General features: G+C 55.8%; 20 protein-coding genes. 8 read left to right on the top strand and 12 right to left on the bottom strand.

Features of this window, described 5'->3' with window-relative positions; all coding sequences use genetic code 11:
* Positions 1-181: 181 nt before the first annotated feature.
* Positions 182-1,921, bottom strand: a complete 1,740-nt coding sequence (locus C1N64_RS05265; protein WP_033739213.1) for a penicillin-binding transpeptidase domain-containing protein — start codon at positions 1,919-1,921, stop codon at positions 182-184.
* Between the two features lie 274 nt (positions 1,922-2,195).
* Positions 2,196-4,469 (bottom strand): molybdopterin guanine dinucleotide-containing S/N-oxide reductase, encoded by a 2,274-nt coding sequence (locus tag C1N64_RS05260; RefSeq protein ID WP_367144041.1) that lies wholly within the window; start codon positions 4,467-4,469, stop codon positions 2,196-2,198.
* Positions 4,470-4,656: 187 nt separating this feature from the next.
* Between C1N64_RS05260 and galR the strand changes: the two genes are divergently transcribed.
* Positions 4,657-5,667 carry an HTH-type transcriptional regulator GalR gene (galR, locus tag C1N64_RS05255; protein WP_039338882.1) on the top strand — a complete coding sequence of 337 codons (1,011 nt, stop codon included), beginning with the start codon at positions 4,657-4,659 and terminating at the stop codon, positions 5,665-5,667.
* Positions 5,668-5,887: 220 nt separating this feature from the next.
* Here the strand turns inward: galR and C1N64_RS05250 are convergent, their stop codons facing one another.
* Positions 5,888-8,263 (bottom strand): beta-N-acetylhexosaminidase, encoded by a 2,376-nt coding sequence (locus tag C1N64_RS05250; RefSeq protein ID WP_394515300.1) that lies wholly within the window; start codon positions 8,261-8,263, stop codon positions 5,888-5,890.
* A gap of 247 nt (positions 8,264-8,510) precedes the next feature.
* On the opposite strand from C1N64_RS05250, the gene nrdD reads away from it, so the two are divergent.
* Together nrdD and nrdG are read left to right on the top strand one after the other, a co-directional pair.
* Positions 8,511-10,649, top strand: coding sequence for an anaerobic ribonucleoside-triphosphate reductase (nrdD, locus tag C1N64_RS05245; RefSeq protein WP_394515298.1), 2,139 nt, complete (start codon positions 8,511-8,513; stop codon positions 10,647-10,649).
* Positions 10,646-11,113 carry an anaerobic ribonucleoside-triphosphate reductase-activating protein gene (nrdG, locus tag C1N64_RS05240; protein WP_033739209.1) on the top strand — a complete coding sequence of 156 codons (468 nt, stop codon included), beginning with the start codon at positions 10,646-10,648 and terminating at the stop codon, positions 11,111-11,113. Before nrdD ends, nrdG begins: the two co-directional genes overlap by 4 nt.
* Here the strand turns inward: nrdG and C1N64_RS05235 are convergent.
* Entirely contained in the window at positions 11,105-11,737 is a 633-nt protein-coding gene (locus tag C1N64_RS05235) for an NAD-dependent epimerase/dehydratase family protein (protein ID WP_054634594.1), read from the bottom strand. The genes nrdG and C1N64_RS05235 overlap by 9 nt on opposite strands.
* Positions 11,738-11,882: 145 nt before the next feature.
* On the opposite strand from C1N64_RS05235, the gene C1N64_RS05230 reads away from it, so the two are divergent.
* Complete coding sequence (locus C1N64_RS05230) at positions 11,883-12,404, top strand: type 1 glutamine amidotransferase domain-containing protein (RefSeq protein ID WP_006121777.1); 522 nt, start codon at positions 11,883-11,885, stop codon at positions 12,402-12,404.
* 37 nt (positions 12,405-12,441) lie between these two features.
* On the opposite strand, the gene C1N64_RS05225 is transcribed toward C1N64_RS05230, so the two are convergent.
* Positions 12,442-12,870 carry a YhbP family protein gene (locus C1N64_RS05225; RefSeq protein ID WP_033739205.1) on the bottom strand — a complete coding sequence of 143 codons (429 nt, stop codon included), beginning with the start codon at positions 12,868-12,870 and terminating at the stop codon, positions 12,442-12,444.
* Positions 12,871-12,952: 82 nt separating this feature from the next.
* On the opposite strand from C1N64_RS05225, the gene C1N64_RS05220 reads away from it, so the two are divergent.
* Positions 12,953-13,240 carry a GIY-YIG nuclease family protein gene (locus C1N64_RS05220; RefSeq protein WP_054634596.1) on the top strand — a complete coding sequence of 96 codons (288 nt, stop codon included), beginning with the start codon at positions 12,953-12,955 and terminating at the stop codon, positions 13,238-13,240.
* Here C1N64_RS05220 and C1N64_RS05215 read toward each other — a convergent pair.
* Positions 13,224-13,730, bottom strand: coding sequence for a GNAT family N-acetyltransferase (locus C1N64_RS05215; RefSeq protein ID WP_033739203.1), 507 nt, complete (start codon positions 13,728-13,730; stop codon positions 13,224-13,226). The two genes, C1N64_RS05220 and C1N64_RS05215, sit on opposite strands and share 17 nt — an antisense overlap.
* Positions 13,724-14,248: a ubiquinone anaerobic biosynthesis accessory factor UbiT gene (locus C1N64_RS05210; RefSeq protein WP_006121773.1), complete on the bottom strand. Its 525-nt coding sequence runs from the start codon at positions 14,246-14,248 to the stop codon at positions 13,724-13,726. Before C1N64_RS05210 ends, C1N64_RS05215 begins: the two co-directional genes overlap by 7 nt.
* A 205-nt stretch (positions 14,249-14,453) precedes the next feature.
* Here C1N64_RS05210 and C1N64_RS05205 point away from each other — a divergent pair, with 205 nt between their 5' ends.
* The 3 genes from C1N64_RS05205 to C1N64_RS05195 all read left to right on the top strand — a co-directional run bounded on the left by C1N64_RS05205 (position 14,454) and on the right by C1N64_RS05195 (position 17,466).
* Entirely contained in the window at positions 14,454-15,449 is a 996-nt protein-coding gene (locus C1N64_RS05205) for a ubiquinone anaerobic biosynthesis protein UbiU (RefSeq protein ID WP_054634597.1), read from the top strand.
* A gap of 9 nt (positions 15,450-15,458) precedes the next feature.
* Positions 15,459-16,343, top strand: a complete 885-nt coding sequence (locus tag C1N64_RS05200) for a U32 family peptidase (RefSeq protein ID WP_172913057.1) — start codon at positions 15,459-15,461, stop codon at positions 16,341-16,343.
* A gap of 112 nt (positions 16,344-16,455) precedes the next feature.
* On the top strand, positions 16,456-17,466 hold the full coding sequence (locus C1N64_RS05195) for a luciferase-like monooxygenase (protein WP_006121770.1): 1,011 nt from the start codon (positions 16,456-16,458) through the stop codon (positions 17,464-17,466).
* A 181-nt stretch (positions 17,467-17,647) separates the two neighbouring features.
* Here C1N64_RS05195 and C1N64_RS05190 read toward each other — a convergent pair whose 3' ends face one another.
* From C1N64_RS05190 to rpsO, 5 genes are all read right to left on the bottom strand, one after another.
* On the bottom strand, positions 17,648-19,516 hold the full coding sequence (locus C1N64_RS05190) for a DEAD/DEAH family ATP-dependent RNA helicase (RefSeq protein ID WP_058702613.1): 1,869 nt from the start codon (positions 19,514-19,516) through the stop codon (positions 17,648-17,650).
* Complete coding sequence (yrbN, locus tag C1N64_RS05185; protein WP_226374622.1) at positions 19,509-19,583, bottom strand: protein YrbN; 75 nt, start codon at positions 19,581-19,583, stop codon at positions 19,509-19,511. The genes C1N64_RS05190 and yrbN overlap by 8 nt, the downstream gene beginning before the upstream one ends.
* Positions 19,584-19,692: 109 nt before the next feature.
* Positions 19,693-20,577, bottom strand: a complete 885-nt coding sequence (gene nlpI, locus C1N64_RS05180) for a lipoprotein NlpI (protein WP_033739194.1) — start codon at positions 20,575-20,577, stop codon at positions 19,693-19,695.
* A 129-nt stretch (positions 20,578-20,706) separates the two neighbouring features.
* Positions 20,707-22,836 carry a polyribonucleotide nucleotidyltransferase gene (gene pnp, locus C1N64_RS05175; protein WP_006121767.1) on the bottom strand — a complete coding sequence of 710 codons (2,130 nt, stop codon included), beginning with the start codon at positions 22,834-22,836 and terminating at the stop codon, positions 20,707-20,709.
* Positions 22,837-23,141: 305 nt separating this feature from the next.
* Positions 23,142-23,411 (bottom strand): 30S ribosomal protein S15, encoded by a 270-nt coding sequence (gene rpsO / locus C1N64_RS05170; RefSeq protein ID WP_006121766.1) that lies wholly within the window; start codon positions 23,409-23,411, stop codon positions 23,142-23,144.
* Positions 23,412-23,476 lie beyond the last annotated feature (65 nt).

The following is a 23,476-nucleotide window of genomic DNA, read 5'->3' as shown; positions in this document are numbered from 1 at the left end:
GGGTCGGTGTAATAACGACTGGCCTTGCCGGAGCAGTGCCCGTTTTCACACCCATCAATACCTCTGGGATTTCTATCCTCTCACTCTTTAGTCGGTCAGAGACAGGTGAAAAAAGAAAATGAATTCGCCGAAATGAAACGAGGTGTAAAAACATCCACACCTCGCTTACAGTTTGATTTGATTAGGATTTATCTGAACCGTTATCCACAGGCTTACTGTAGATAGCATCGGGGGCGATATTCATGTGCTTCAGCACCGGCCCCATGATGTTGCCGAATACCGGCGCGGCCACGGAGCCACCAAAGTGATCGCCAGCGGTCGGGTGGTTAATCATGACGACCAGCGCCACTTCAGGATGGCTGGCGGGAGCAATACCAGCGGTGTAGTTCACATAGCCGCCGTCATATTTACCGCTGCTGCCCATTTTCTCCGCTGTCCCGGTTTTGGTAGCCAGACGATAGCCGGGTACCGCCGCCTTCACCCCGGTCCCGCCCGGTAAGACGTCACTTTCCAGCATGTGCACCACTTCTTTCACCGTTTCAGGATTGGCCACCTGCTTGCCCAGCACGGGTGGCGTGACCTTGGTGATCGACAGCGGACGATAAACCCCATAGGAACCCAGCGTGGCATATTCCCGGGCAATCTGTAGCGGCGTCACGCGTAAACCATAGCCGAAGGAGAAGGTCGCGCGTTCGATATCGGCCCAGCGCGTGCGGTGCAGCGGGAAGTAGCCGACGCTTTCGCCGGTTAAGCCCAGTCCGGTGGGTTTACCGAGGCCAAAGGCATAGTAGGTGTTCACCAGGGCTTCCGCAGGCATTGCCAGGGCAATATGCGAGACGCCGATGTCGCTCGATTTTTGCAGGATGCCGGTCATCGTCAGACGCGGCCAGTGCCCGACGTCACGGATCAGGTGGCCGTTCACGCGGTAAGGCGTGGTATCCAGTACAGAATCCGGTCGCACCAGGTGGCGCTCCAGCCCTTCCATCACTACCAGCGGTTTCACTGTCGAACCCGGTTCATAACTGTCGTTGATGGCGGTATTGCGCATCTGTGCCGGTGTGGCACCCTGGTAGTTGTTGGGGTTGAACGACGGATAAGAGGCCATCGCCAGAATCTCGCCGGTATCAATTTTGACCAGCACCGCCGCACCGGAGTCGGCCTTGTTGAGCAACACACCGTCACGCAGTTTGCTGTACAGCGTGTACTGGCTGAATTTATCAATGCTGAGCTGTACCGTCGGCGGCTGCGTCGGCGGCTGATAGCTAATCATCGAAATGATATTGCCGGCCGCATCCTGGCGATACACTTCTTTGCCCGGCTGACCCTGCAGCACTTTATCGAAGCCTTTTTCCAGGCCGTTCAGACCGGTATTGTCAGCACCGACGATGCCGATAAGCGGTGCCGAGGCTTCACTCATCGGATAGAAGCGGCTGTCGTCATAGACCTCACTGATGCCCTTCAGCTTGAGATCTTTGATGTCTTTGGCGATCCCCAGCTCCACTTTACGTCCCAGATAGAGAAAACGACGTTTAGGATTCGCAGTGATCTGTGACGCGACCTCTTCGGGCCGCATGCCCAGCGCCGCCGCCAGATAGGCCCATTTGGCGCTGGTAAAGTCGGGGTTACTTTCCAGTACGCGCTGCGGATCGGCGATCACGTCACGCGAGGGCACGCTGAGTGCCAGTGCCTCACCATTGCGATCCAGTAAGGTGCCCCGGCTGGTGGGCAGCGTCACGGTGCGCAGGGAGCGCTGATCCGCCTCATGCTCCAGCATCGGCTGATTCAGGAACTGCAAATCGGCCACGCGCGCCAGCAAAACGACCATGCAGGCAAATACGCCCAGACAAATCAGGCGAAAACGAAACGGGTTAAACGGGGCTTTTATCTGGTCTTTACCCAGTAATTTTTTTATCCGGGGCATAGCAATCCGCTGCGCTTAAAAAAAAGAGGTCAATCCAGCAGTTATAATCAAAGCGCGGGTGAAAACACAGGAAAACTGTGTATCAGTTCGTTATTGATCGTTTTCCTCGGGGCAAAAAAAACCTGCGTATCTACGCAGGTTGGTGTAATCAAAAAAATCAGTTGATGTTCACCCATCAATACCTCTGGGATCCTGACTGTAGCAAGCGGCGATCCCGTTCTGCCACGACAGAAACGCAACAGTTACCTGCAAAATGTAACCAGCCGTGTGATCCTTACGTATTTGTGCAAACGACATGTTTTTTGATGTCCACGAGGCAACTCATGGCGTTCGGCCCCTGGGTCAGTGACGAGGTGCCGATATCCAGCGTTAAGACATTCGGATTGCCCGCCCGATCAAACGGCTGCCAGGCGTTGCCAAAGCCGGGATCAAACCAGGCACCGGTAGAGATGATCACCACGCCCTGCTTCAGGCCGTCGGTTAAACGCACCCCAGCCAGAATCCTGCCGCGCGCATTGCTGACTTCAATCTCGTCACCATCGACAATGCCGCGCGCGTTCGCATCCTCAGGATGCATGTACAGCGTTTCATGGCCGGCGGTTTTATTGCCCTGCACGGTGGCGGTGGCATCCAGCTGACTGTGCAAGCGATCCGAGGGCTGAATGGAGATCATATGCAGTGGATAGTCCTGACTTGCCGGCGCTCCCAGCCATTCCCGCGGCTCACGCCATTCCGGGTGACCGGCCATATCCTCCAGCTGATAATCCGCAATGGTCTGGCAGAACAGCTCAATTTTGCCGCTGGCGGTCTGGATCGGATGCGCGAGGGGATCGGCGCGGAAGTCCGCCATAAAGACGTAGGGTTTACCGCCTTCGGGGATTTCAACGAAGCCGCGCTGCCAGAACGCCTCAAATTCGGGGAAAGCAATGCCGCGACGACCATAGGCGACGGCGCATTGTTGGTAAAGATGCGCAATCCACTGCATCTCGTTGCGCCCTTCCGTGAAGGTATCCCGATAGCCCAGTCGCTCGGCCAGATCCGCAAAGATATCAAAGTCGTTACGTGCCTGATGCTGGGGTTTAATCGCCTGATGCATCGCCAGCACAAAGCGATCGCGCGACGAGCCCCCGATATCATTGCGCTCCAGCGTGGTGGTTGCCGGCAGTACGATATCGGCCATCTGTGCAGCCGGTGTCCAGACGATATCCTGCACCACGACGGTATCCGGCTTTTGCCAGCCTTCCACCAGCCGGTTCAACTGCTGATGATGGTGGAACGGGTTGCCGCCCGCCCAGTGCACCATGTGAATGTCCGGGTAGTGCAGGGTTTCGCCCTGGAAGCTATAGGGCTGGCCGGGGTTAAGCAACATGTCACTGATGCGCGCCACGGGAATAGAGAGGCCAGACGGATTGGGCCCGGTACTCATCATCGGCGCGGGCCCTTCCTGGCGCGGATTGCCCACGCTGTTCATGGAGCCGTGACCAAATGAGAAGCCCGCGCCCGGCAGGCCTGGCTGTCCGAGCATGGAGGACAACGCGATCATCATCCAGTAGGGCTGTTCGCCGCGATGAGCACGCTGGACAGAGTAGGAGCAGGTGATAAAACTGCGTTTGCCGATCAGTTGCTGCGCCAGTTGCACAATGCGCTCCGCCGGGACCGCGGTGATCCGGCTCGCCCATCCCGCCGTTTTGGCGATGCCATCGCTTTCGCCCAGCAGATAAGCACGCAGCTGCGGCCAGCCGGTGCAGTGACGGGCAAGGAAATCCTCGTCGGTCGCACCGCGCTGATAAATTTCATACCCGAGCGCCAGCATCAGCGCCACATCGGTATTTGGCCGGATCGGGATCCAGTCCGCGCGAACAAATTCAGGGCAGTCGTCGCGCATGGGGCTGATGTTGATGACGGGCGTGCCTTTCGCGGCCAGCTGTTCCAGCGCCGGTTTCAGGCTGTGCTGACCTGCGCCGCCGGAAGCCACCTGAGCATTTTTTAGCGCCAGTCCGCCAAAGGCGATAAAAATCTCGGCGTGTTCCACCACCTGCGGCCAGTCGGTGACGCGCCCGGTGAGCGGCATGTAGGTGCCCATAACATAAGGGAGGAAAAACTGCGCTGCGCCCCAGCTGTAGTTGCCTTGCTGATCGACCCCGCCGCCGCCCTGAAAATAGAAACGCCGTACCAGCGTGCGCGCATGGTTGACGCGCCCTGCCGATGACCAGCCGTAAGAGCCATTAAAAATGCCGGAGGCACCGTAGCGTTCACGAATGCGGCGATTTTCCTCAGCCACCAGATCCAGCGCCGTATCCCAGTCAACGGCGACAAAATCTTCACGTCCACGCAAGGTGCGATCGCTGTTCTCGCGGGAGGTTAACCACGAACGCCGCACCATAGGTTGGCGGATGCGTTTATCCGAGTAGACCAGTTCAGGAATGGTGTTGAGCATGGGCGACGGATCGGCGTCGGCAAAAAAAGGTTCGCAACCGATGAGACGGTCGTTTTCGCTTACCGCGGTAAAGGCGCCCCAGTGCGCCAGATGTGGCACTTTTATTTTCATGGTCATCGCTTCGGCAGGTGTTGGGATAAGCAGCATATCACGGGCTGTGACCGTAGCAGAAGGCATCACCCATCGTCTGATTTTGCCCTGTTTGCGACCTTGCTGGCATTCTGTTGGCTTGATGTGCGTACGCTTTTCCGTAACACTGGAGCGATGTGTAAACGTTTCCCCAAAATCAGGTAAACCCATGGCTACTATTAAGGATGTTGCCCGGCTGGCGGGTGTTTCTGTCGCCACGGTTTCCCGCGTGATCAACAATTCGCCTAAGGCCAGTGACAGTTCGCGCCAGGCGGTGAATCAGGCCATGGAATCGCTCCAGTACCATCCAAACGCCAATGCACGGGCGCTGGCACAGCAGTCAACCGAAACCCTGGGGCTGGTGGTGGGCGATGTATCCGACCCGTTCTTTGGCGCGATGGTGAAAGCGGTAGATGAAGTGGCAGGCCAGACAGGCAACTTTTTGCTGATTGGTAACGGTTACCATAATGAGCAAAAAGAGCGTCAGGCTATCGAACAACTGATGCGTCATCGCTGCGCGGCGCTGGTGGTTCACGCCAAGAAAATCCCCGACAGCGAGCTGGAAGTGTTGATGAAGCAGATGCCCGGCATGGTATTAGTGAATCGCCTGCTAAAGGGGTTTGAACAACGCTGTATTGCGCTTGATGACCGCTACGGTGCCTGGCTGGCCACGCGCCATCTGATTCAACTGGGCCATCAAAATATCGCGTTTATCTGTTCCACTCACACCATTTCGGATGCGGAAGACCGCCTGCAGGGCTATTACGATGCCCTGGAAGAGCACGGCCTGCCCTGTAACGACAGGCTGGTCGCCTGGGGCGAACCGGATGAAGTCGGCGGCGAGCAGGCGATGACGGAATTACTGGGACGCGGCAGAAACTTTACTGCCGTAGCCTGCTATAACGACTCCATGGCTGCCGGGGCGCTGGCGGTCTTAAGCGATAATGGCGTACAGGTTCCCGAAGCGATGTCCCTGATCGGTTTTGATGACGTGCTGGTTTCCCGCTACGTTCGCCCGCGCCTGACGACGGTGCGTTATCCCATCGTCACTATGGCGCAGCAAGCCGCCGAACTGGCGCTGGCGCTGGCTCACCACCAGCCCGTTCCTGAAGTGACCAATATGTTCAGCCCGACGTTAGTCCGCCGCCACTCGGTCAGCGGCCCGGCCACCTCGTCCTGAGTTCCTGCCTTGCCGCGACCTTTGCCGCGGCATATGTTGATGGTGCAGGATGATACTCACCATTTTTTGCATCTTTTCTCTCTCTGTCTGTTCTGCGAAATAAGCCGGGCCTTCGCGCTGCAGGAAGGCGGCAAGATGAGTCATCCCCGGGAGCTTACTGTTGTCAGTGACCGTGATAGCGAACCGCAAACAATGCGCCTGCTGCGCGCAGGTCGCCAGCTTATTTGAAAGCATGGAGGAGGCGTTCAAGCGGCCGTACGAGTGCAATGACCGTCTCATCCTGCACCTGTGCCGCTGCATCCAGCTTCGCCTGCATCTGCGCCACCTCGCCCGCCCCAAAGGCCTGGTTACGTACATAGGCATCCACCATCGCCATGCCCATCACGCTTAGTGCATCAACCTGCCTGGCACTGCCCGCCAGCGCATGGAGCGGCTGGGTGGCATTCAGTAGCGGCTGAACCTGCGAATAATTTTCGTGCCAGCGTTGTAACTGTGCACGAATCGCCGTCGCGGCGGCAGGATCGGTCCGGTCTTCAATCAGCAGGGCAACCTGCTTCTCCAGCGCCCGGACGGTATCACTTTCAGCCGGTAAGACGTCCGCCAGGCGATTCAGCGGTTCAAAGTAGTTGTAATGCCCGGCCTGAAACTTGAGATGCTGACGCGTATAGTACTGTGCCGGTTCCAGCGCCTGGGCCAGGACGCGCAGCGGCTCGATATGGGTACTGTTGGCCAGCCGCATCATCTGTCGTTCCGTCTGATCGTGCTGTTGCAGGCCGACGGAGATCGTTGTCCAGCGATCCATCGCCGCAAGCCGTTGATACATGCTGTCTGGATCGGTGACGTTCTGCGCTGACCATAACCGTTCGGCCACTACAAAAGCGCGCGGCCAGAGTTTAGTATCAATGATCGTGCTATTGACGTTTTCGGCCCACAGCGCGGCCTCGCCGCCCAGCAGGTTTTGCTGCTTCTGCCGCGCATCGGGCAGCACCGGCTGAATACCGGCTGGCACGGCATCAAGGCGTCGGCCTTCGGTGGCGTAGCGTACGTTCCCCACCCGCATATACCCGCTGAGCTGGTTACCGGTCAGCGTCACCACGGGCTGGAACGGTCCCATCCACGTATCGACCTCGAACGTCAGACGATCGGGTGCCAGCCACGCAATCCCTTTCACCAGACGGCGCGACTTACCCGCGAAATCAATAAACCCGCGCCAGCCGTCACGACCTTTAATCAGCGTAAAGCTGCCCGTCACCGGACTGCCTTTTAACCGCGGCATAGAGAACGACCAGCTCTGCGCCTGGTCACCCGGCTGAATGACATCTTTGCCCTCAAGCCCCTGGGGATAGATTTCATTGCGATAGTGATAGCTGGCCGGTTGCGGCTGATCCAGATAGAACCCGGTGGAGAGAATGCCGCGATAGCCATTTTTGGCGACGGTACCCAGCGCATCCTGGCCCTGCCAGGACTGGATCAGAATGCTGTGGGGCAGATCCGGATGGGCGATCTCATCCCAGCCCACCATGTGTCGTTGATGTTTTTCGAGAATTTTTTCAAGGCGCTGATTAAAGTACGCCTGAAGCGCGTGACTGTCGGCAAGACCACGATCGTGCATAAATTGCTGAATGCGGGATGATGCCTGCCACTGGCTGGGATCGACCTCATCGCCGCCAATATGCACATACGGATCGGGAAAAATGGCGGCGACTTCTCCGATTAGCGCATCAATGACCTGGTAAACCTGCTCATTACTGGGATCCAGCAGCGGCTTAAAGACGCCCCAGCCGCGCTCCATCCGATAAGGACCGGGGGCGCTGATCAGTTCTGGCATCGCCACTGCCAGCGCAGAGGCATGTCCGGGAAAATCGAGTTCCGGCACTACGCGCACGCCACGTTCCGCCGCATACTGCACCACGTCGCGCATCTCTTCCTGGGTATAGAAAAGGCCGTCGCTGGCGTTTTGTTGTAGTTGAGGATAGCGGCTGGAGGCGAAACGCCAGCCCTGATCGTCCGTCAGATGCCAGTGCAGCACGTTCATCCGTGCCGCCGCAATGCCATCAATCTGCCGCTTAATCGTTCTGACCGGCATGAAGTGGCGGGCACTGTCGATCAGGATGCCGCGCCACGCAAAGCGCGGTTTATCCTGGATCGTCACCCAGGGAATGCGGGTGCCTTCGGGCGTGTTTTCAATCAGTTGCAGCAGTGTTTCCATGCCGCGCATCGCGCCAAAACGGGTAGTGGCCCGTAGCAGAACGCCATCACTGTTGACGTTAAGCTGGTAGCTTTCATCGCTGTCTGGCTGCGGAATGGGATCGGTGGCTCTGGCAATCTGAACGCGAATCGTAGGCGGGGTCACAGTCTGATCGGTGGGCAGTAAAGGCCAGCCGGTTTGTCGGGCAATGCGTGACAACCAGCGCGTTTCGGCACCGGGTAACCTGTCCCCCTCGATGCGCAAGGTGAGCTGTGGCGTCAACGTCAGCCAGCCTGCGTTGGCAGGTTGCTCTACCTGCTGTGGCCATGGCATTAACGGCAACGTGTCCGCTGCGGCAGAAAAGGACAAAGCACAACAACAGATAAGCACATTTCGGCGTAGCGACATTGGCACGGTACCCTGCAAGTCGATGGCAAAAAAGGTCGGTCACCAGAGTAATGTCATTTTGCGTGGCTAATCAAATCAGTCCGTCCGAAAAGGCGACCCCGGGGCGATTTTTTTGTCGTGCTGATTTTCTGCGCGTGTTTACGGCTTCTTTGTTTCAGGTCAAAACGAGACGAATTATTTCTCTGCAGTCACTACATGTTGAGCCTAAAATCCAAAACAACACCTATATGTAGTTAACGGAGAGAGCATGGCAACGGTGGTGATAAAGCGCGACGGATGCCGCGTAAGCTTTGATGCACAACGTATCGCAGCGGCCGTTATGGCGGCTGCGCGGGCAGCGAACGTCGACGATGCCGCATGGTGCGACGCGGTGGCCGGACAGGTTAGCGCACAACTGGTGGATCGTCAGGACGTCGACATTCAGGATATTCAGTGTGCGGTGGAAGAGACGCTGATGGCCGGACCTTATCCACAACTGGCACGGGCTTATATTGCCTATCGTCACGATCGTGACGTCGAGCGCGAACGCCGCAGCCAGCTGCATCATGCCATCCGTGGCCTGGTCGATCAGACCAATGCCGCCCTGCTTCATGAAAATGCCAATAAAGACAGCAAAGTGATCCCGACCCAACGCGATTTGCTGGCCGGGATTGTGGCGAAACATTACGCCCAGCAGCAAATCCTGCCTCGTGATGTGGTTCAGGCGCATGAGCGCGGCGAGATCCATTATCACGATCTTGATTACTCGCCTTTCTTCCCCATGTTTAACTGCATGCTGATCGATTTGAAAGGCATGCTGACCAACGGTTTTAAAATGGGTAACGCGGAGATCGAGCCGCCCAGGTCGATTGCTACCGCCACTGCGGTGACCGCGCAAATCATTGCCCAGGTTGCCAGCCATATCTATGGCGGAACCACGCTGAATCGAATTGACGAGGTGCTGGCACCCTATGTTGAAAAAAGTTTTGTCCGGCATAAAGAGGTAGCGCAGCACTGGGATATCCCGCAGGCGGAAGCCTATGCCCGCCAGCGTACCGAAAAAGAGTGTTATGACGCCTTTCAGTCGCTGGAATATGAGGTGAACACGCTGCATACGGCAAATGGCCAGACACCGTTTGTCACGTTTGGGTTCGGGTTGGGGACAAGCTGGGCCGCCCGTCTGGTGCAGACATCCATCTTGCGTAACCGTCTGGCAGGACTGGGTAAAAATCGCAAAACGGCCGTCTTCCCGAAGCTGGTGTTTGCGATTCGGGAAGGCGTTAACCGTCGTCCGGGCGATGTGAACTATGACATTAAGCAACTGGCGCTGGCCTGTGCCAGCAAACGAATGTATCCCGATATTCTCAATTATGATCAGGTCGTTAAGGTTACCGGCTCCTTTAAAACGCCGATGGGCTGTCGCAGTTTTCTGGGCGTTTACGAAGAAAATGGCGAGCAGATTCATGAAGGGCGCAACAATATCGGCGTCATCAGTCTGAATCTGCCACGTATCGCGCTGGAAGCACGGGGTGATGAGGCGCGTTTCTGGGCGTTACTGGATGACAGGCTGATGCTGGCGAAACGGGCATTGATGACGCGTGTTGCCCGGCTGGAAAAAACCAAAGCCCGGGTTGCGCCCATTCTTTATATGGAAGGTGCCTGCGGCGTGCGTTTGCAGGCAGACGATGAGGTGGGTTCGATTTTCCGCAATGGCCGCGCCTCCTTGTCTCTCGGTTTCATCGGCTTGCACGAAACACTGAATGCGCTGAGCGGCGCCTCAGTCCATCCTTTTGATGATGCAGCCCTGCGCGCCAAAGGCGTGGCCATCGTGGCACGTCTGCGCGCGGCGACCGACGCCTGGAAAGCGGAAACAGGCTATGGCTTTAGCCTCTACAGTACCCCCAGCGAAAACTTATGTGACCGTTTCTGCCGTCTGGATGCGGCTGAATTTGGTGTGGTAAAAGGCGTGACCGACAAAGGTTATTACACCAACAGCTTCCATCTGGACGTTGAGAAGAAGGTGAATCCTTACGAAAAAATCGATTTTGAAGCTCCCTATCCGCCACTCTCCAATGGCGGTTTTATCTGTTACGGCGAATATCCCAATGTGCAGCACAACCTTAAGGCGCTGGAAGACGTCTGGGATTACAGCTACGACCGCGTGCCTTACTACGGCACCAACACGCCAATTGACGAATGTTACGACTGTGGCTTCAACGGGGAGTTCACCTGTACCAGCCGCGGATTTACCTGCCCGAACTGCGGCAATCACGATCCTGCACGGGTTTCGGTCACACGGCGGGTTTGTGGCTATCTGGGCAGTCCGGACGCGCGCCCGTTTAATGCGGGAAAACAACAGGAAGTGCAGCGTCGGGTGAAACATCTTACTAGCGGCCAGCTGGAATGATGCGCATCCATCGTTACTACGATGTCGATATCGTGAACGGCCCCGGCACCCGCTGTACCCTGTTTGTCTCTGGCTGCGAGCACCAGTGCCGCGGCTGTTACAATCAACGCACCTGGCGGCTGGATTCCGGGGTGCCGTTTACCCTGGCGATGGAAGAACAACTGCTGGCCGATCTGAACGACACGCGCATCCCACGACAGGGCTTATCGTTAAGCGGCGGCGATCCCCTGCATCCACAAAATGTGCCGCATATTCGTCGTCTGGTGAAACGCGTCAAACAGACCTGCCCGGGCAAAGATATCTGGCTATGGACCGGCTATGAAATGGCGTCACTGACGTCCGCGCAGCGTGAAGTGCTGCCCTGGATTGACGTTCTGATCGACGGGCGCTTTGAAGAGGCCGAAAAAGACGCCACCCTCTTATGGCGCGGCAGTCGTAATCAGCACATCTGGTATTTACGCTGAAGAGCGGGGAATCGCCCCGGATTCAATGAGGGTGACGCCGGCTTTATCTATGAAGGCCTGCTGATGCAGACAGCGGGCCACATCCTGTGCTGACACTGCACGCCAGTTGCCGGGCAACCAGGAAAACAACGGTGCCATCAGGCTTTCTCCGCGGCGTTTCTCTTTTCTTTCACCGAGCAATAAAGATGGCCGGACGAAAACCAGGCGTGCCCAGTTCTGGTGGCGCAGCGTATTCTCCATCTCACCTTTTACGCGGCTGTATAAAAAGGGCGAATGGCGATGCGCGCCGTGCGCACTCACCACCAGCATCTGCGTGGCACCCAGTCGTAAGCCATTCAAGGCGGTGTCCACCACCAGCGTGTAATCCACATGAATAAAGGCCGCTTTACTGCCTGCCTGTTTGCGCGTGGTGCCCAGACAGCAAAATACTGTGGTCAGTGGCCCATCCAGGGGTTGAAGCACATCGGTCAGATCGTCCTCAACCGGATTGATCACCTTGTTCATAACAGGCAACGCGCGGCGCGTCGGGGCGATAATCTCATCGATGCGAGGATCATCAACCAGTAAACGCAGCAGATATGACCCGACTAATCCGGTTGCGCCGGTCACTAATACGCGATTCATCTCAGAATTGTCCCTGTTTCATCACCAGCCGTGCAAAATCTGGTCAATGTGCGCCGTCTGGCTTGCTTTCCTGATGTCGGCAGCCAGGCTTAATGCGTATCAGGATAGCGCATTAAGCGCCTAACATGCCTACAGGAGGGTAAAGATGAGCACCAAAATTGCGGTATTGATCACCGATGAATTTGAAGACTCTGAGTTTACCTCGCCAGCGGAAGTGTATAAACGTGCTGGCTACGAGGTGGTGACCATTGAGGAGCAGGCGGGTAAAACCGTTAAAGGCAAACAGGGTGATGCGGAAGTGAAGATTGACCGCAGCATCGACGATGTCAGTGCGGCTGAGTTTGACGCGCTGCTGCTGCCTGGCGGCCATTCCCCTGACGCCCTGCGCGGCGACGACCGCTTCGTCGCTTTCACCAAAGACTTCGTGGCAAGCGGCAAACCGGTGTTTGCGATCTGCCACGGGCCACAGTTGCTGATCAGTGCCAATGGCGTCCGCGGCCGAAAAATGACCAGCGTAAAAGCCATTGCGGTCGACCTGATTAATGCCGGGGCTGATTTCCGCGATGAAGAAGTGGTGGTGGACAGTGACAAGCTGGTAACCAGCCGCACCCCGGCTGACCTGCCTGCTTTTAACCGTGAGTCCCTGCGCATTCTGGAAGCGCTGTAACGCGTTGGCGCCCTTTTCCGTCAGGGATCAGGGCGCACTACTCTTCCCGCAGCCAGGCAATCTTTTTGCCAAATCCCAGCGCGTTATCGGTCATTTTCAGTTCATCGAGCGTGATTTCCCACAGCGGTGCAGACACGCTGCGTGACATCGGGAAACGTCGCTGATAGGCATGGCGAGCTTCAACCGCCTCCTCCTCACGCAGTTGCCTGATGCGTCCACGATACTGCACCCCTTTTATCAGTAAGACCGTTTTCGGCTGACCATTGATCGTTCCGGCCACGTGAGGATTTTTGCTGGCCAGAAGGCCATGACGTGTATCCGGTTCCGTCATCAACCAGAATGCCATACGTGCCTCATCAAACACGTAGTAACAGTTTGCACACCACAGTTCATTTCCGGCACTGCAGCACAGTGACAGGACATGTTGCTTCTTCAGGTAGCGAATAAGATGGGAAAGATCAGACACAATCAACTCCGGATAAGGGCAACGGATAGCGCACGATAGGGAAGCGCGTTACACTGCCGGGCAGGCATTTCTGGGACAGATTATGAGTCAGCACTGGCAACTTTACCTGATAAAAACGGCCGCCGGTCTGTTATATACCGGCATCACGACCAACGTCACGCGCCGCCTTGCGCAACATGAGTGTGGTCGTGGAGCCCGGGCCCTGCGCGGAAAAGGCCCACTGGCGCTGGTTTATGCCTGCGCGGCAGGTGACCGCGCGCAGGCATCCAGGCTGGAATATCAGGTCAAGCAACTTCCCCGGCAACGCAAACTGCAACTGGTTGCCGAGCAACCGCAGAGTCTCGAAACCTGGCTTAGCGCAGTGCGTTAAAGGGAGCTGCATACTCAATGCGCCCTTCCGCGTCGTCGAAGGCATTATCGGCCAGACGGTAAACCTGGAAAGCGGCTTCACTGTCCGGCCAGCGACAGTGCAATCCCCGGCGCGCCGCAGGTTCAAATCCCAGCGGATGAAACAGCGCAGGCTCGCCAAGTACGACTACCGCGCTGTAACCAAACTCATTGAGCGTATCCAGACCTTCGTAAATGAGGCGTTTCGCAATGCCCTGTCCCCGTAAAGGTTCATCAACGGCCAGCGGCGCAAGGCCGACCCAGCCGCGATCCTCGCCCTGCATCGTGACCGGACTAAAGGCAGCATAACCCAGCACTTGTCCTTCATCATCGGTTGCCACGACGCCAAGCGTTAACAGGCCATCTTCGCGCAGTGCCTGTGTCAGTTCCGCCTCGGCCGATGTAGGGAAACAACGTCGGAGCAGTGCATCGATTCCGGCGGCGTCAACGCCAATTTCCGTTCGTATTAACATGAAACACCTGCGCGTGCCTGTGCGGCGTTCGCGTCCTGTTGCATCGTTGTTTCCACAATCGCAGCCATGTGCTGAATGGCGGTACGTAACCCTACGGGCATGGTGTCGAGTTCTATTGCATCCATTACGTTCTTAACCTCCAGTCCCAGTTCAGTATCCCCTTCAATCAGCAATCGACGCTGAAAGAAAAGCATATCAGGATCCGCTTTACGCGCGGCTACCAGCAACAAATCATTGGCATTGCCCCGGAACCAGACATCTGCTTCGGCATGCTGCAACACCTTCAGTCGGCCATCCTCTAGCGTGGTCATCCAGGTGAGATGCATATCAAGGATCTCAATGCCTAAAAAGCGTCCCTGAAGGAAGTCTAACTCACCTTCAGCCAAAACATGACGAAATTGCCAGTTTAAGAGTTGCTGCAAGAGGGGCTTCTTCAAGGTAAACGGGGCAATCTTCGCCGGTAAACCAATAATTTTAGGACCATTTTTCACTAAACTGGCTGAAAACCGCTGAAGCACGCTCGTCACTCCTGTTAAAAAAATTTTAGCTATATTGCCACAGACACCGGTTATCGCCGTCGGTGAGATCAATAAAACCAACAGCTGACCGATTAAAAATACGCCAGCCTCACGCATCAAAACGGCTTTCACTGCCCCAAATCAAGATTTGCGCAACGCGGCATGACTAGACTCGGGCTCCATCTGTATGTCGAGAGGATTGGGTATGGAGTTGCTGTGTCCGGCCGGGAGCCTGCCAGCCCTGCGCGCCGCCGTTGAGAATGGGGCCGATGCGGTCTATGTCGGGCTAAAAGACGATACCAATGCGCGTCATTTTGCCGGGCTAAACTTTACGGATAAGAAATTACGTGAAGCAGCCTGTTACTTACATCAGCATCGTCGCAAACTGCACGTTGCCATTAATACCTTTGCACACCCTGATAGCGTGCATCGCTGGCAGCGGGCCATTGATGTGGCGGCGGACTGTGGAGCGGATGCGCTGATACTGGCCGATATCGCCACGCTGGCCTATGCCCGCGAACGCTATCCACACATAGAGCGACATTTGTCCGTTCAGGCCTCGGCCACCAATCTGGAAGCCATCCGTTTTTATCACCGTCATTTCACTTTGCATCGCGTAGTGCTGCCCCGTGTTTTATCCCTCCATCAGGTAAAACAACTGGCGCGCAGTTCGCCAGTCCCGCTGGAAGTATTTGCCTTTGGCAGCCTGTGTATTATGGCCGAAGGTCGCTGCTACCTGTCCTCCTGGCTCACAGGGGAATCGCCAAACAGCAAAGGTGCCTGCTCGCCGGCGAAGTTTGTGCGCTGGCAGCAAACGCCTGCCGGAATGGAGGTGCGCCTGAATGACGTATTGGTTGACCGTTACGGTGCGGATGAAAGCGCGGGTTATCCCACCCTGTGTAAAGGGCGTTACGAGATTGACGAACAGCGCTACCACGTGCTGGAAGAGCCCACCAGCCTGAATACCCTGGAACTGCTGCCTGAGCTGCTGCGGGCGGGCATTGCCTCAGTGAAGATTGAAGGCCGCCAGCGCAGCCCCGCCTATATTTCTGAGGTGGCGCGCGTCTGGCGTCAGGCGATCAATCGCTGTCAGGCCGCGCCGGATAGCTTTGATGTCAGCGAGAAATGGATGCAGACATTAGGGGCGCTGTCTGAAGGAACGCAAACCACGTTAGGTGCTTACCATCGTGACTGGCAATAAGGAGGCAGCATGAAATATTCCCTTGGCCCGGTGCTGTGGTACTGGCCTGGCGACACACTGCAACACTTTTACCATCTCGCCGCTCAAAGCAGTGCCGACATCATTTACCTGGGCGAAACCGTATGCAGCAAGCGCCGCGCAACCTCGTTTGCCGCCTGGATGGATTTAGCACGTGAGCTGGCTGCCAGCGGCAAGCAGGTTGTCGTGAGCACGCTGGCGCTGCTGCAATCTCCATCCGAACTGAAAGAGTTACAGCGTTATGTCGAAAATGGCGAGTTTCTTATCGAGGCCAACGACATGGGGACGGTCAACATGGCGGCGGAGCGCAAGCTGCCCTTTGTCGCCGGTCCTACCCTGAACGTTTATAACGCTGACACCTTACATCTGCTGGTGAAAGAAGGTATGACGCGCTGGTGCCTGCCCGTTGAAATGCCACGAGACTGGCTGTTACCTCTGCTGGCGCAGTGCGAAACGCGCGGTATTCGCGAACAGTTTGAAGTCGAGGTGCTGGCCTATGGGCATTTACCGCTAGCCCTGTCAGCGCGATGCTTTACGGCCCGCTCGGAGAATCGCGCTAAAGATGACTGCGAAACCTGCTGCCGTCATTATCCGAACGGACGCAGGGTGCTTTCGCAGGAGCAACAACAGGTTTTCGTTCTGAACGGTATTCAGACGCTGAGTGGCTACTGTTACAACCTGGGCAACGATCTGGTAAGCATGCACAATTGTGTCGATATTGTGCGACTTTCACCACAAAGCGAGGAAACCTTAAGCCTTGTTGACCGTTTTCGCGACAACGAAGCGGGCCAGGCCCCGTTAGCGATCGAGAAAAACCGGGACTGCAATGGCTACTGGCGTAAACTGCCGGGGATGGTTTTACAGACCACCGACTGAAACGCACATACAGGCAACAGAGAGTGGGCGTAAAGCGTTTTAATATAGCGAATGTTGCGCAATACTTAATAGTGCAGGGTATGAAACCTGCGCTATAACCTCTGGAGTACCCATGTCTGAGAAAAAAAACGTTCGCCTCTCTGTACTCGATCTTGCCCCTGTTCCTCAGGGCGCTACGCCACGTGATGCGTTTCAGAATTCACTTGCGCTGGCACGTCAGGCCGAAGCTCTGGGATTTGAACGTTACTGGTTAGCTGAGCACCATAATATGACCGGCATCGCCAGCGCCGCCACAGCCGTGTTAATCGGCTATCTGGCCGCAAACACCACGACGCTGCGTCTGGGCTCTGGCGGCATTATGTTGCCCAATCACGCGCCGCTGGTGATCGCAGAACAGTTCGGCACCCTGGCATCGCTGTATCCCGATCGCATCGATCTGGGATTAGGCCGTGCGCCAGGATCGGATCAGCGCACGATGCTGGCTTTACGTCGCAACCTGTCAGGCATGCAGGCCGATACGTTTCCGGATGATGTGGCCGAGCTGATTCACTGGTTTGATGCAGAAGCTGGCGCGCAGCCGCCTGTTCAGCCGGTACCTGGTTTAGGGATGAAAATTCCCGTCTGGTTACTGGGTTCCAGCCTGTACAGCGCCCAGCTCTCGGCCAAAATGGGGCTGCCGTTTGCGTTTGCCTCGCATTTCGCACCGGACCAGCTGTTCCAGGCTCTGCATGTTTATCGTGAAAACTTTACACCGTCAGCGCGCCTTGCTGAACCTTATGCTACCGTCTGCATTAACATCGTGGCGGCGGACACGGAAAGCGACGCCCGTTTTCTGTTTACCTCGATGCAGCAGCAGTTTATTAATTTGCGTCGCGGCAAGCCCGGTCCGTTACCTGCCCCGGTGCAGAACATGGACAGTCTCTGGTCGCCGTCAGAACAGTATGGCGTCCAGCAGGCTCTGAGCATGTCGCTGGTCGGGGACGTGGATAAAGTGCGTCACGGTCTGGCCTCGCTGCTGCGTGAAACGCAGGCCGATGAGATCATGGTTAACGGTCAGATTTACGATACCGATGCACGTCTGCACTCCTTTAAGCTGGCGATGGAGGCGGCACGCGGGCTGTAAACGCCTCGTTCTGTTTCGCGCCAGGTAAAAGACAAAGACAAAAAGGGAAGCCTGCTGGCTTCCCTTTACTTATCTTGCTTCCCCGCTGTCTCAGCCGGTCTGCCCTGACATGGATTTACCGCAAGGGCAAAAAAAAGGGAAGCCCGCAGGCTTCCCTTTTTATCATGCGAAATCGTCTCGCTTATGCGTCACGACGACGAGGTGCAGCAGCACCGTCTTCACGACGTGGACCACGACCGCCTTCACGGTTAAAGCTGCGTCCACCTTCACGACCACCTTCACGGCGCTCAGAAGAGAAACGACGGCCCTGACCTTCAGGACGAGGACCACGACGCTCGCCAGAACCTGAACGACGCTCACCACGGCCACCTTCATGCGGCTGTGCATCACCCAGCAGTTGCATATTCATCGGCTTGTTGAGAATACGCGTACGGGTAAAGTGCTGCAGGACATCGCCCGGCATGCCTTTCGGCAGTTCGATCGTCGAGTGCGTACCAAACAGTTTGATGTTACCGATGTAACGGCTGCTGATGTCGCCTTCGTTAGCAATCGCGCCAACGATGTGACGAACTTCAACACCGTCATCACGGCCCACTTCAATGCGATACAGCTGCATGTCGCCAACATCGCGACGCTCACGACGTGGACGATCGCCATCACGGCTGTCACGTGGACCACGGCTGTCGCGACGATCGTCACGCTCACGGAATTCGCGGCGCGGAGGACGCGGTGCGTCAGCAGGTACGATCAGCGGACGCTCACCCTGTGCCATTTTCAGCAGGGCGGCAGCCAGCGTTTCGATATCCAGCTCTTCTTCAGGCTGCATTTTGGTCAGCAGTGCACGGTACTGTTCCAGATCGCTGCTTTCCAGTTGCTGCTGAACTTTCGCGGCAAACTTAGCCAGACGACGCTGACCCAGCAGCTCTGCGTTTGGCAGCTCAACTTCCGGAATAGTCAGCTTCATGGTGCGTTCGATGTTGCGCAGCAGACGACGCTCGCGGTTCTCAACGAACAGCAGTGCGCGCCCCGCACGACCCGCACGACCCGTACGGCCAATACGGTGAACGTAAGATTCGGCGTCCATCGGGATATCGTAGTTAACAACCAGGCTGATACGCTCAACGTCCAGGCCACGGGCCGCAACGTCAGTCGCGATCAGGATGTCCAGACGACCATCTTTCAAACGCTCCAGCGTCTGCTCACGCAGGGCCTGGTTCATATCACCGTTCAGGGCCGCGCTGTTGTAACCGCTACGCTCCAGCGCTTCAGCGACTTCCAGAGTGGCATTTTTGGTACGAACGAAGATGATCGCCGCATCAAAATCTTCTGCTTCCAGGAAGCGAACCAGTGCATCGGTTTTACGGCCGTAAGCCGTCCAGTAGCTCTGGCTGATGTCAGGACGCGTTGTCAGGCTCGACTGAATACGCACTTCCTGCGGATCTTTCATGAAACGCTTGGTGATGCGACGAATCGCTTCTGGCATGGTGGCAGAGAACAGCGCGGTCTGATGACCTTCCGGGATCTGCGCCATGATGGTTTCAACGTCCTCGATGAAGCCCATACGTAACATTTCATCTGCTTCGTCCAGCACCAGACCACGCAGATTAGACAGATCTAACGTGCCACGCTTCAGGTGATCCAGCAGACGACCTGGGGTGCCCACAACAACCTGGGGTCCCTGGCGCAGAGCACGCAGCTGCACGTCATAACGCTGGCCGCCGTAAAGGGCAACTACGTTCAGACCGCGCATGTGCTTAGAGAATTCGGTCATCGCTTCAGCAACCTGAACCGCCAGTTCGCGGGTCGGAGCCAGCACCAAAATTTGCGGTGCTTTAATAGTCGGATCAATGTTGTTTAACAGCGGCAGAGAGAACGCTGCCGTTTTACCACTCCCGGTCTGCGCCATGCCTAACACGTCACGGCCCGCCAACAGGTGAGGAATACACTCAGCCTGGATTGGGGATGGCTTTACGTAGCCCATGCCGTTCAGTGATTCAAGGATGTCGGCGTTCAGGCCAAGGTCTGCAAAAGTGGTTTGAATATCAGTCATGTAGTACACGTGCCTCGTTGATTGCGGCGGCCAGTCTACATAACTCGTCGTGAAAACTTTCAGTCATTTTCATCAAAAAGTGTGAACCGGCTCAAATTAGAAGTTTTGACGAACAGAAAAGCCCTCATCCCTGAAGATGATGACTTGACAGGTTTACAGGCAAAAAAGTTCGTCAGCTATTGCTGGTCAGATTCTGATAAATCGTCTTGTGCCTGGCCGAGTAGCGCCAGTTCCAACAATGCGTATCGGTGTTCAACAAAGTTATTCACGTTGTTGGCGACCGCCAGTTTGAACAACGCTTCTGCGTTGTCCTTCTCCCCCAGACTTAGGTAATACTTACCTAAATAGAAGTTGGTTTCACTGAGATGTTCAGCGAGCGAGGTGTTATCCGTTGCGTCCGCCTTGAGACGTTCCATCAGTGTTGCTTCGCTGATGTCGCCCAGGTAGAACTCGACAATATTCCATCCCCATTGGTCCTTAACCGCTTTGTCGTAACGCTGTTTAAGCGCCACTTTTGCTTTGGCTGCGTCCATCTTGCTTTCAACAAGATAGAGCCACAAGCTACGGAAAGGATCGTTAGGATCGTCTTGATAAAACGCCAGCAGATCATCTTGCGCTAACTTGTATCGACCACCGTAATAGAGGGCGATACCACGATTTAAATGCGCATAGTTGTAAGTTGGATCAAGCTCAAGTACAGAATCAAAAGCTTCATAGGCGGCATCATAGTTGCCCGCCTGCGTTAAGTATATACCAAGATAGTTAAACACTTCTGGCATATCAGGTCTTATAGACAGCGCTTGCGAAAAATCGTTCCGCGCTAATGCCCTCAGACCCAGACTATCATACAACACTCCGCGCTCATATAACAGCTGTGCGCGTTCATCATCGGTAAGGGCTCGACTGGCAAGAATTTGTTCCATGCGAGCCAGAATCACTTCCTGCTGCAGTGTGGGCTGTAAAGGTACTGCAAGAACTTCGTTCTTACGCCAATTGGAGTTGCTGCATCCTGCCAGCGTCAAAGCTGTCGCAACAAAACACCAGCGCAAAAAAGGCTTCATTTCCCACTCCCGAATACAAACATTGGGACAACCGTCCTGTTATCCGCCTGCTGTGCACAAGGATTCCTGCCCTCGCGATGACACAAAAGCCTCCCCCTGCCAGGCAAGGAGAGGCAAATCAGGAAAGACTTATTCAGCGTCAGGTGCGCTCTCAGCTGCAACAGCCTCAGGCTTGGTTTCTGTCGCTTCTTTGATGCTCAGACGGACACGGCCCTGGCGATCCACTTCCATCACCTTCACCGGTACTTCCTGACCCATCTGCAGATAATCCGTCACTTTCTCAACGCGCTTATCAGCGATTTGTGAAATATGCACCAGACCTTCTTTGCCGCCGCCGATAGCAACGAAAGCACCGAAATCGACAATGCGCGTGACTTTACCGCTGTAAATGCGGCCCACTTCGATTTCAGCGGTGATCTCTTCGATGCGACGAATCGCTTCTTTCGCTTTCAGGCCATCAGTTGCCGCGATTTTCACCGTACCGTCATCTTCGATTTCGATGGTGGTGCCGGTTTCTTCGGTCAGCGCACGGATAACAGAACCGCCTTTACCGATCACATCTTTGATCTTATCTGAACTGATCTTGATGGTGTAAATGCGCGGTGCGAACTCAGAGATTTCCTGACGCGGCGTGCTGATAGCCTGCTCCATCACGCCCAGAATGTGCAGACGTGCACCTTTGGCCTGATTCAGCGCTACCTGCATGATCTCGCGGGTGATGCCTTCAATTTTGATGTCCATCTGCAGCGCGGTGATACCGTCACGGCTACCCGCCACTTTGAAGTCCATATCACCCAGGTGATCTTCATCACCCAGAATGTCAGACAGAACAACAAATTTGTCGTCTTCTTTTACCAGGCCCATCGCGATACCGGCAACAGACGCTTTAATAGGTACGCCCGCGTCCATCAGCGCCAGAGAAGCACCACAGACGGAAGCCATAGAAGATGAACCGTTTGATTCAGTGATTTCAGACACGACACGAACGGTGTAAGGGAAATCTTCCACTTTTGGCATTACGGCCAACACGCCGCGCTTCGCCAGACGACCGTGACCAATTTCACGACGCTTAGGCGAGCCCACCATACCGGTTTCACCTACTGAGTAGGGAGGGAAGTTGTAGTGGAACAGGAAGCTGTCGGTACGCTCACCCATCAGTTCATCCAGGTTCTGCGCATCGCGGGTGGTACCCAGCGTTGCGGTCACCAGCGCCTGTGTTTCACCACGGGTGAACAGGGCTGAACCATGGGTACGCGGCAGTACGCCGGTCCGCACGTCCAGACCACGAATCATGTCTTTTTCACGGCCATCGATACGCGGCTCGCCGTTCAGAATACGGGTACGAACAACCGTCTTCTCCAGGCTGTGCACGATATCACCGATTTCAGCCGCATCCAGGGATTCGTCTTCCGCCAGCAGCGCCGCGATGGTTTCGTCTTTGATGGCGTCAACCTGGGCATAACGCGCTTGCTTGTCAGTGATACGGTACGCATCGCTGATACGCGCTTCAGCCAGGGCCGCGACACGTGAAATCAGTGCGGTATTGGCCGCTTCTGGCTGCCAGTCCCAACGCGGTTTGCCCGCTTCAGCGACCAGTGCATTAATGTTTTCAATCACCACCTGCTGCTGATCGTGGCCGAACACCACAGCACCCAGCATTTGTTCTTCAGACAGGATTTCTGCTTCAGATTCCACCATCAGAACGGCGTTCTGCGTACCAGCAACCACCAGATCCAGACGTGACGTTTTCAGTTCGTCAGCCGTTGGGTTCAGTACGTACTGGTCATTGATATAACCCACACGCGCCGCACCGATTGGGCCATTGAAAGGCAGACCCGACAGCGCCAGCGCGGCAGAGGCACCGATCATCGCAACGATGTCTGGGTGAACCTGTGGGTTGACCGAAACAACGGTCGCAATCACCTGAACTTCGTTAACGAACCCTTCCGGGAACAGAGGACGCACCGGACGGTCAATCAGACGTGAAATCAGCGTTTCACCTTCGCTTGGACGACCTTCGCGACGGAAGAAGCTGCCCGGGATACGACCAGCAGCGTAAGTACGCTCCTGATAGTTAACGGTCAGTGGGAAGAAGTCCTGGCCTGGTTTGGTTTTTTTCTGGCCAACAACGGTGACAAAAACAGCGGTGTCATCCATGCTCACCATAACGGCGGCAGTCGCCTGGCGAGCCATCATGCCGGTTTCCAGCGTGACGGTATGTTGACCATATTGGAATTTGCGTACGATCGGATTAAGCAAAATCAAAGTCCTTAACATCGGGGCAGTGCTATCTTGAGCCTGCCATTAATTACCGATCTCCGTTGCATCCTCGCGACTAATGACAACCCTTAACCGCCCCTGCGGTAAAGCCTCTCATTAGCCGCGCGAACCTCTGCAAACAAAGATCACACCCAACAACAATACATGAGTTTGCTCAGGATTGCTGCGCATTGCTTGAAAAAAGGGGCCATAAAGGCCCCCTTTTCATGAAACTCGCACAAATCTGATCGCCAAAGGGGTTTTAGCACACATTTGTGGCATCCCAGACGATCCGATTTTAAGACTTAGCGACGCAGACCGAGGCTTTCGATCAGGCTGCTGTAGCGTGCAACGTCTTTACGCTTCAGGTAGTCCAGCAGCTTACGACGCTGAGATACCATGCGCAGCAGACCGCGGCGGCTGTGGTGGTCTTTTTTGTGCTCAGAGAAGTGGCCCTGCAGATGGCTGATCTGCGCGGTCAACAGTGCAACCTGAACTTCAGTTGAACCGCTGTCGTTAGCACCACGACCATATTTAGCAACGATCTCTGCTTTAGCTTCTACGCTTAGAGACATAATAAACTCCAGTTAAATGAATGTATGGGCGCCGATCTCTAATTCAGCATCCCGCTTTAAAGCCG

The sequence above is a fragment of the Pantoea sp. SGAir0215 genome, from assembly GCF_043543215.1.
The sequence above is the reverse complement of the archived record's forward strand: the minus strand, read 5'-3'. Positions and strand labels throughout refer to the sequence as shown.

What these genes read in the sequence shown, in the direction of transcription:
- galR (WP_039338882.1), top strand. Translation starts at nt 4,657, where the DNA reads ATGGCTACTATTAAGGATGTTGCCCGGCTGGCGGGTGTTTCTGTCGCC.
- rpsO (WP_006121766.1), bottom strand. Translation starts at nt 23,411, where the DNA reads ATGTCTCTAAGCGTAGAAGCTAAAGCAGAGATCGTTGCTAAATATGGT.
- C1N64_RS05260 (WP_367144041.1), bottom strand. Translation starts at nt 4,469, where the DNA reads ATGAAAATAAAAGTGCCACATCTGGCGCACTGGGGCGCCTTTACCGCG.
- C1N64_RS05235 (WP_054634594.1), bottom strand. Translation starts at nt 11,737, where the DNA reads ATGAATCGCGTATTAGTGACCGGCGCAACCGGATTAGTCGGGTCATAT.
- C1N64_RS05200 (WP_172913057.1), top strand. Translation starts at nt 15,459, where the DNA reads ATGAAATATTCCCTTGGCCCGGTGCTGTGGTACTGGCCTGGCGACACA.
- nrdD (WP_394515298.1), top strand. Translation starts at nt 8,511, where the DNA reads ATGGCAACGGTGGTGATAAAGCGCGACGGATGCCGCGTAAGCTTTGAT.
- C1N64_RS05215 (WP_033739203.1), bottom strand. Translation starts at nt 13,730, where the DNA reads ATGTTAATACGAACGGAAATTGGCGTTGACGCCGCCGGAATCGATGCA.
- C1N64_RS05250 (WP_394515300.1), bottom strand. Translation starts at nt 8,263, where the DNA reads ATGTCGCTACGCCGAAATGTGCTTATCTGTTGTTGTGCTTTGTCCTTT.
- C1N64_RS05265 (WP_033739213.1), bottom strand. Translation starts at nt 1,921, where the DNA reads ATGCCCCGGATAAAAAAATTACTGGGTAAAGACCAGATAAAAGCCCCG.
- C1N64_RS05190 (WP_058702613.1), bottom strand. Translation starts at nt 19,516, where the DNA reads ATGACTGATATTCAAACCACTTTTGCAGACCTTGGCCTGAACGCCGAC.
- nrdG (WP_033739209.1), top strand. Translation starts at nt 10,646, where the DNA reads ATGATGCGCATCCATCGTTACTACGATGTCGATATCGTGAACGGCCCC.
- nlpI (WP_033739194.1), bottom strand. Translation starts at nt 20,577, where the DNA reads ATGAAGCCTTTTTTGCGCTGGTGTTTTGTTGCGACAGCTTTGACGCTG.
- C1N64_RS05220 (WP_054634596.1), top strand. Translation starts at nt 12,953, where the DNA reads ATGAGTCAGCACTGGCAACTTTACCTGATAAAAACGGCCGCCGGTCTG.
- C1N64_RS05205 (WP_054634597.1), top strand. Translation starts at nt 14,454, where the DNA reads ATGGAGTTGCTGTGTCCGGCCGGGAGCCTGCCAGCCCTGCGCGCCGCC.
- C1N64_RS05230 (WP_006121777.1), top strand. Translation starts at nt 11,883, where the DNA reads ATGAGCACCAAAATTGCGGTATTGATCACCGATGAATTTGAAGACTCT.
- C1N64_RS05195 (WP_006121770.1), top strand. Translation starts at nt 16,456, where the DNA reads ATGTCTGAGAAAAAAAACGTTCGCCTCTCTGTACTCGATCTTGCCCCT.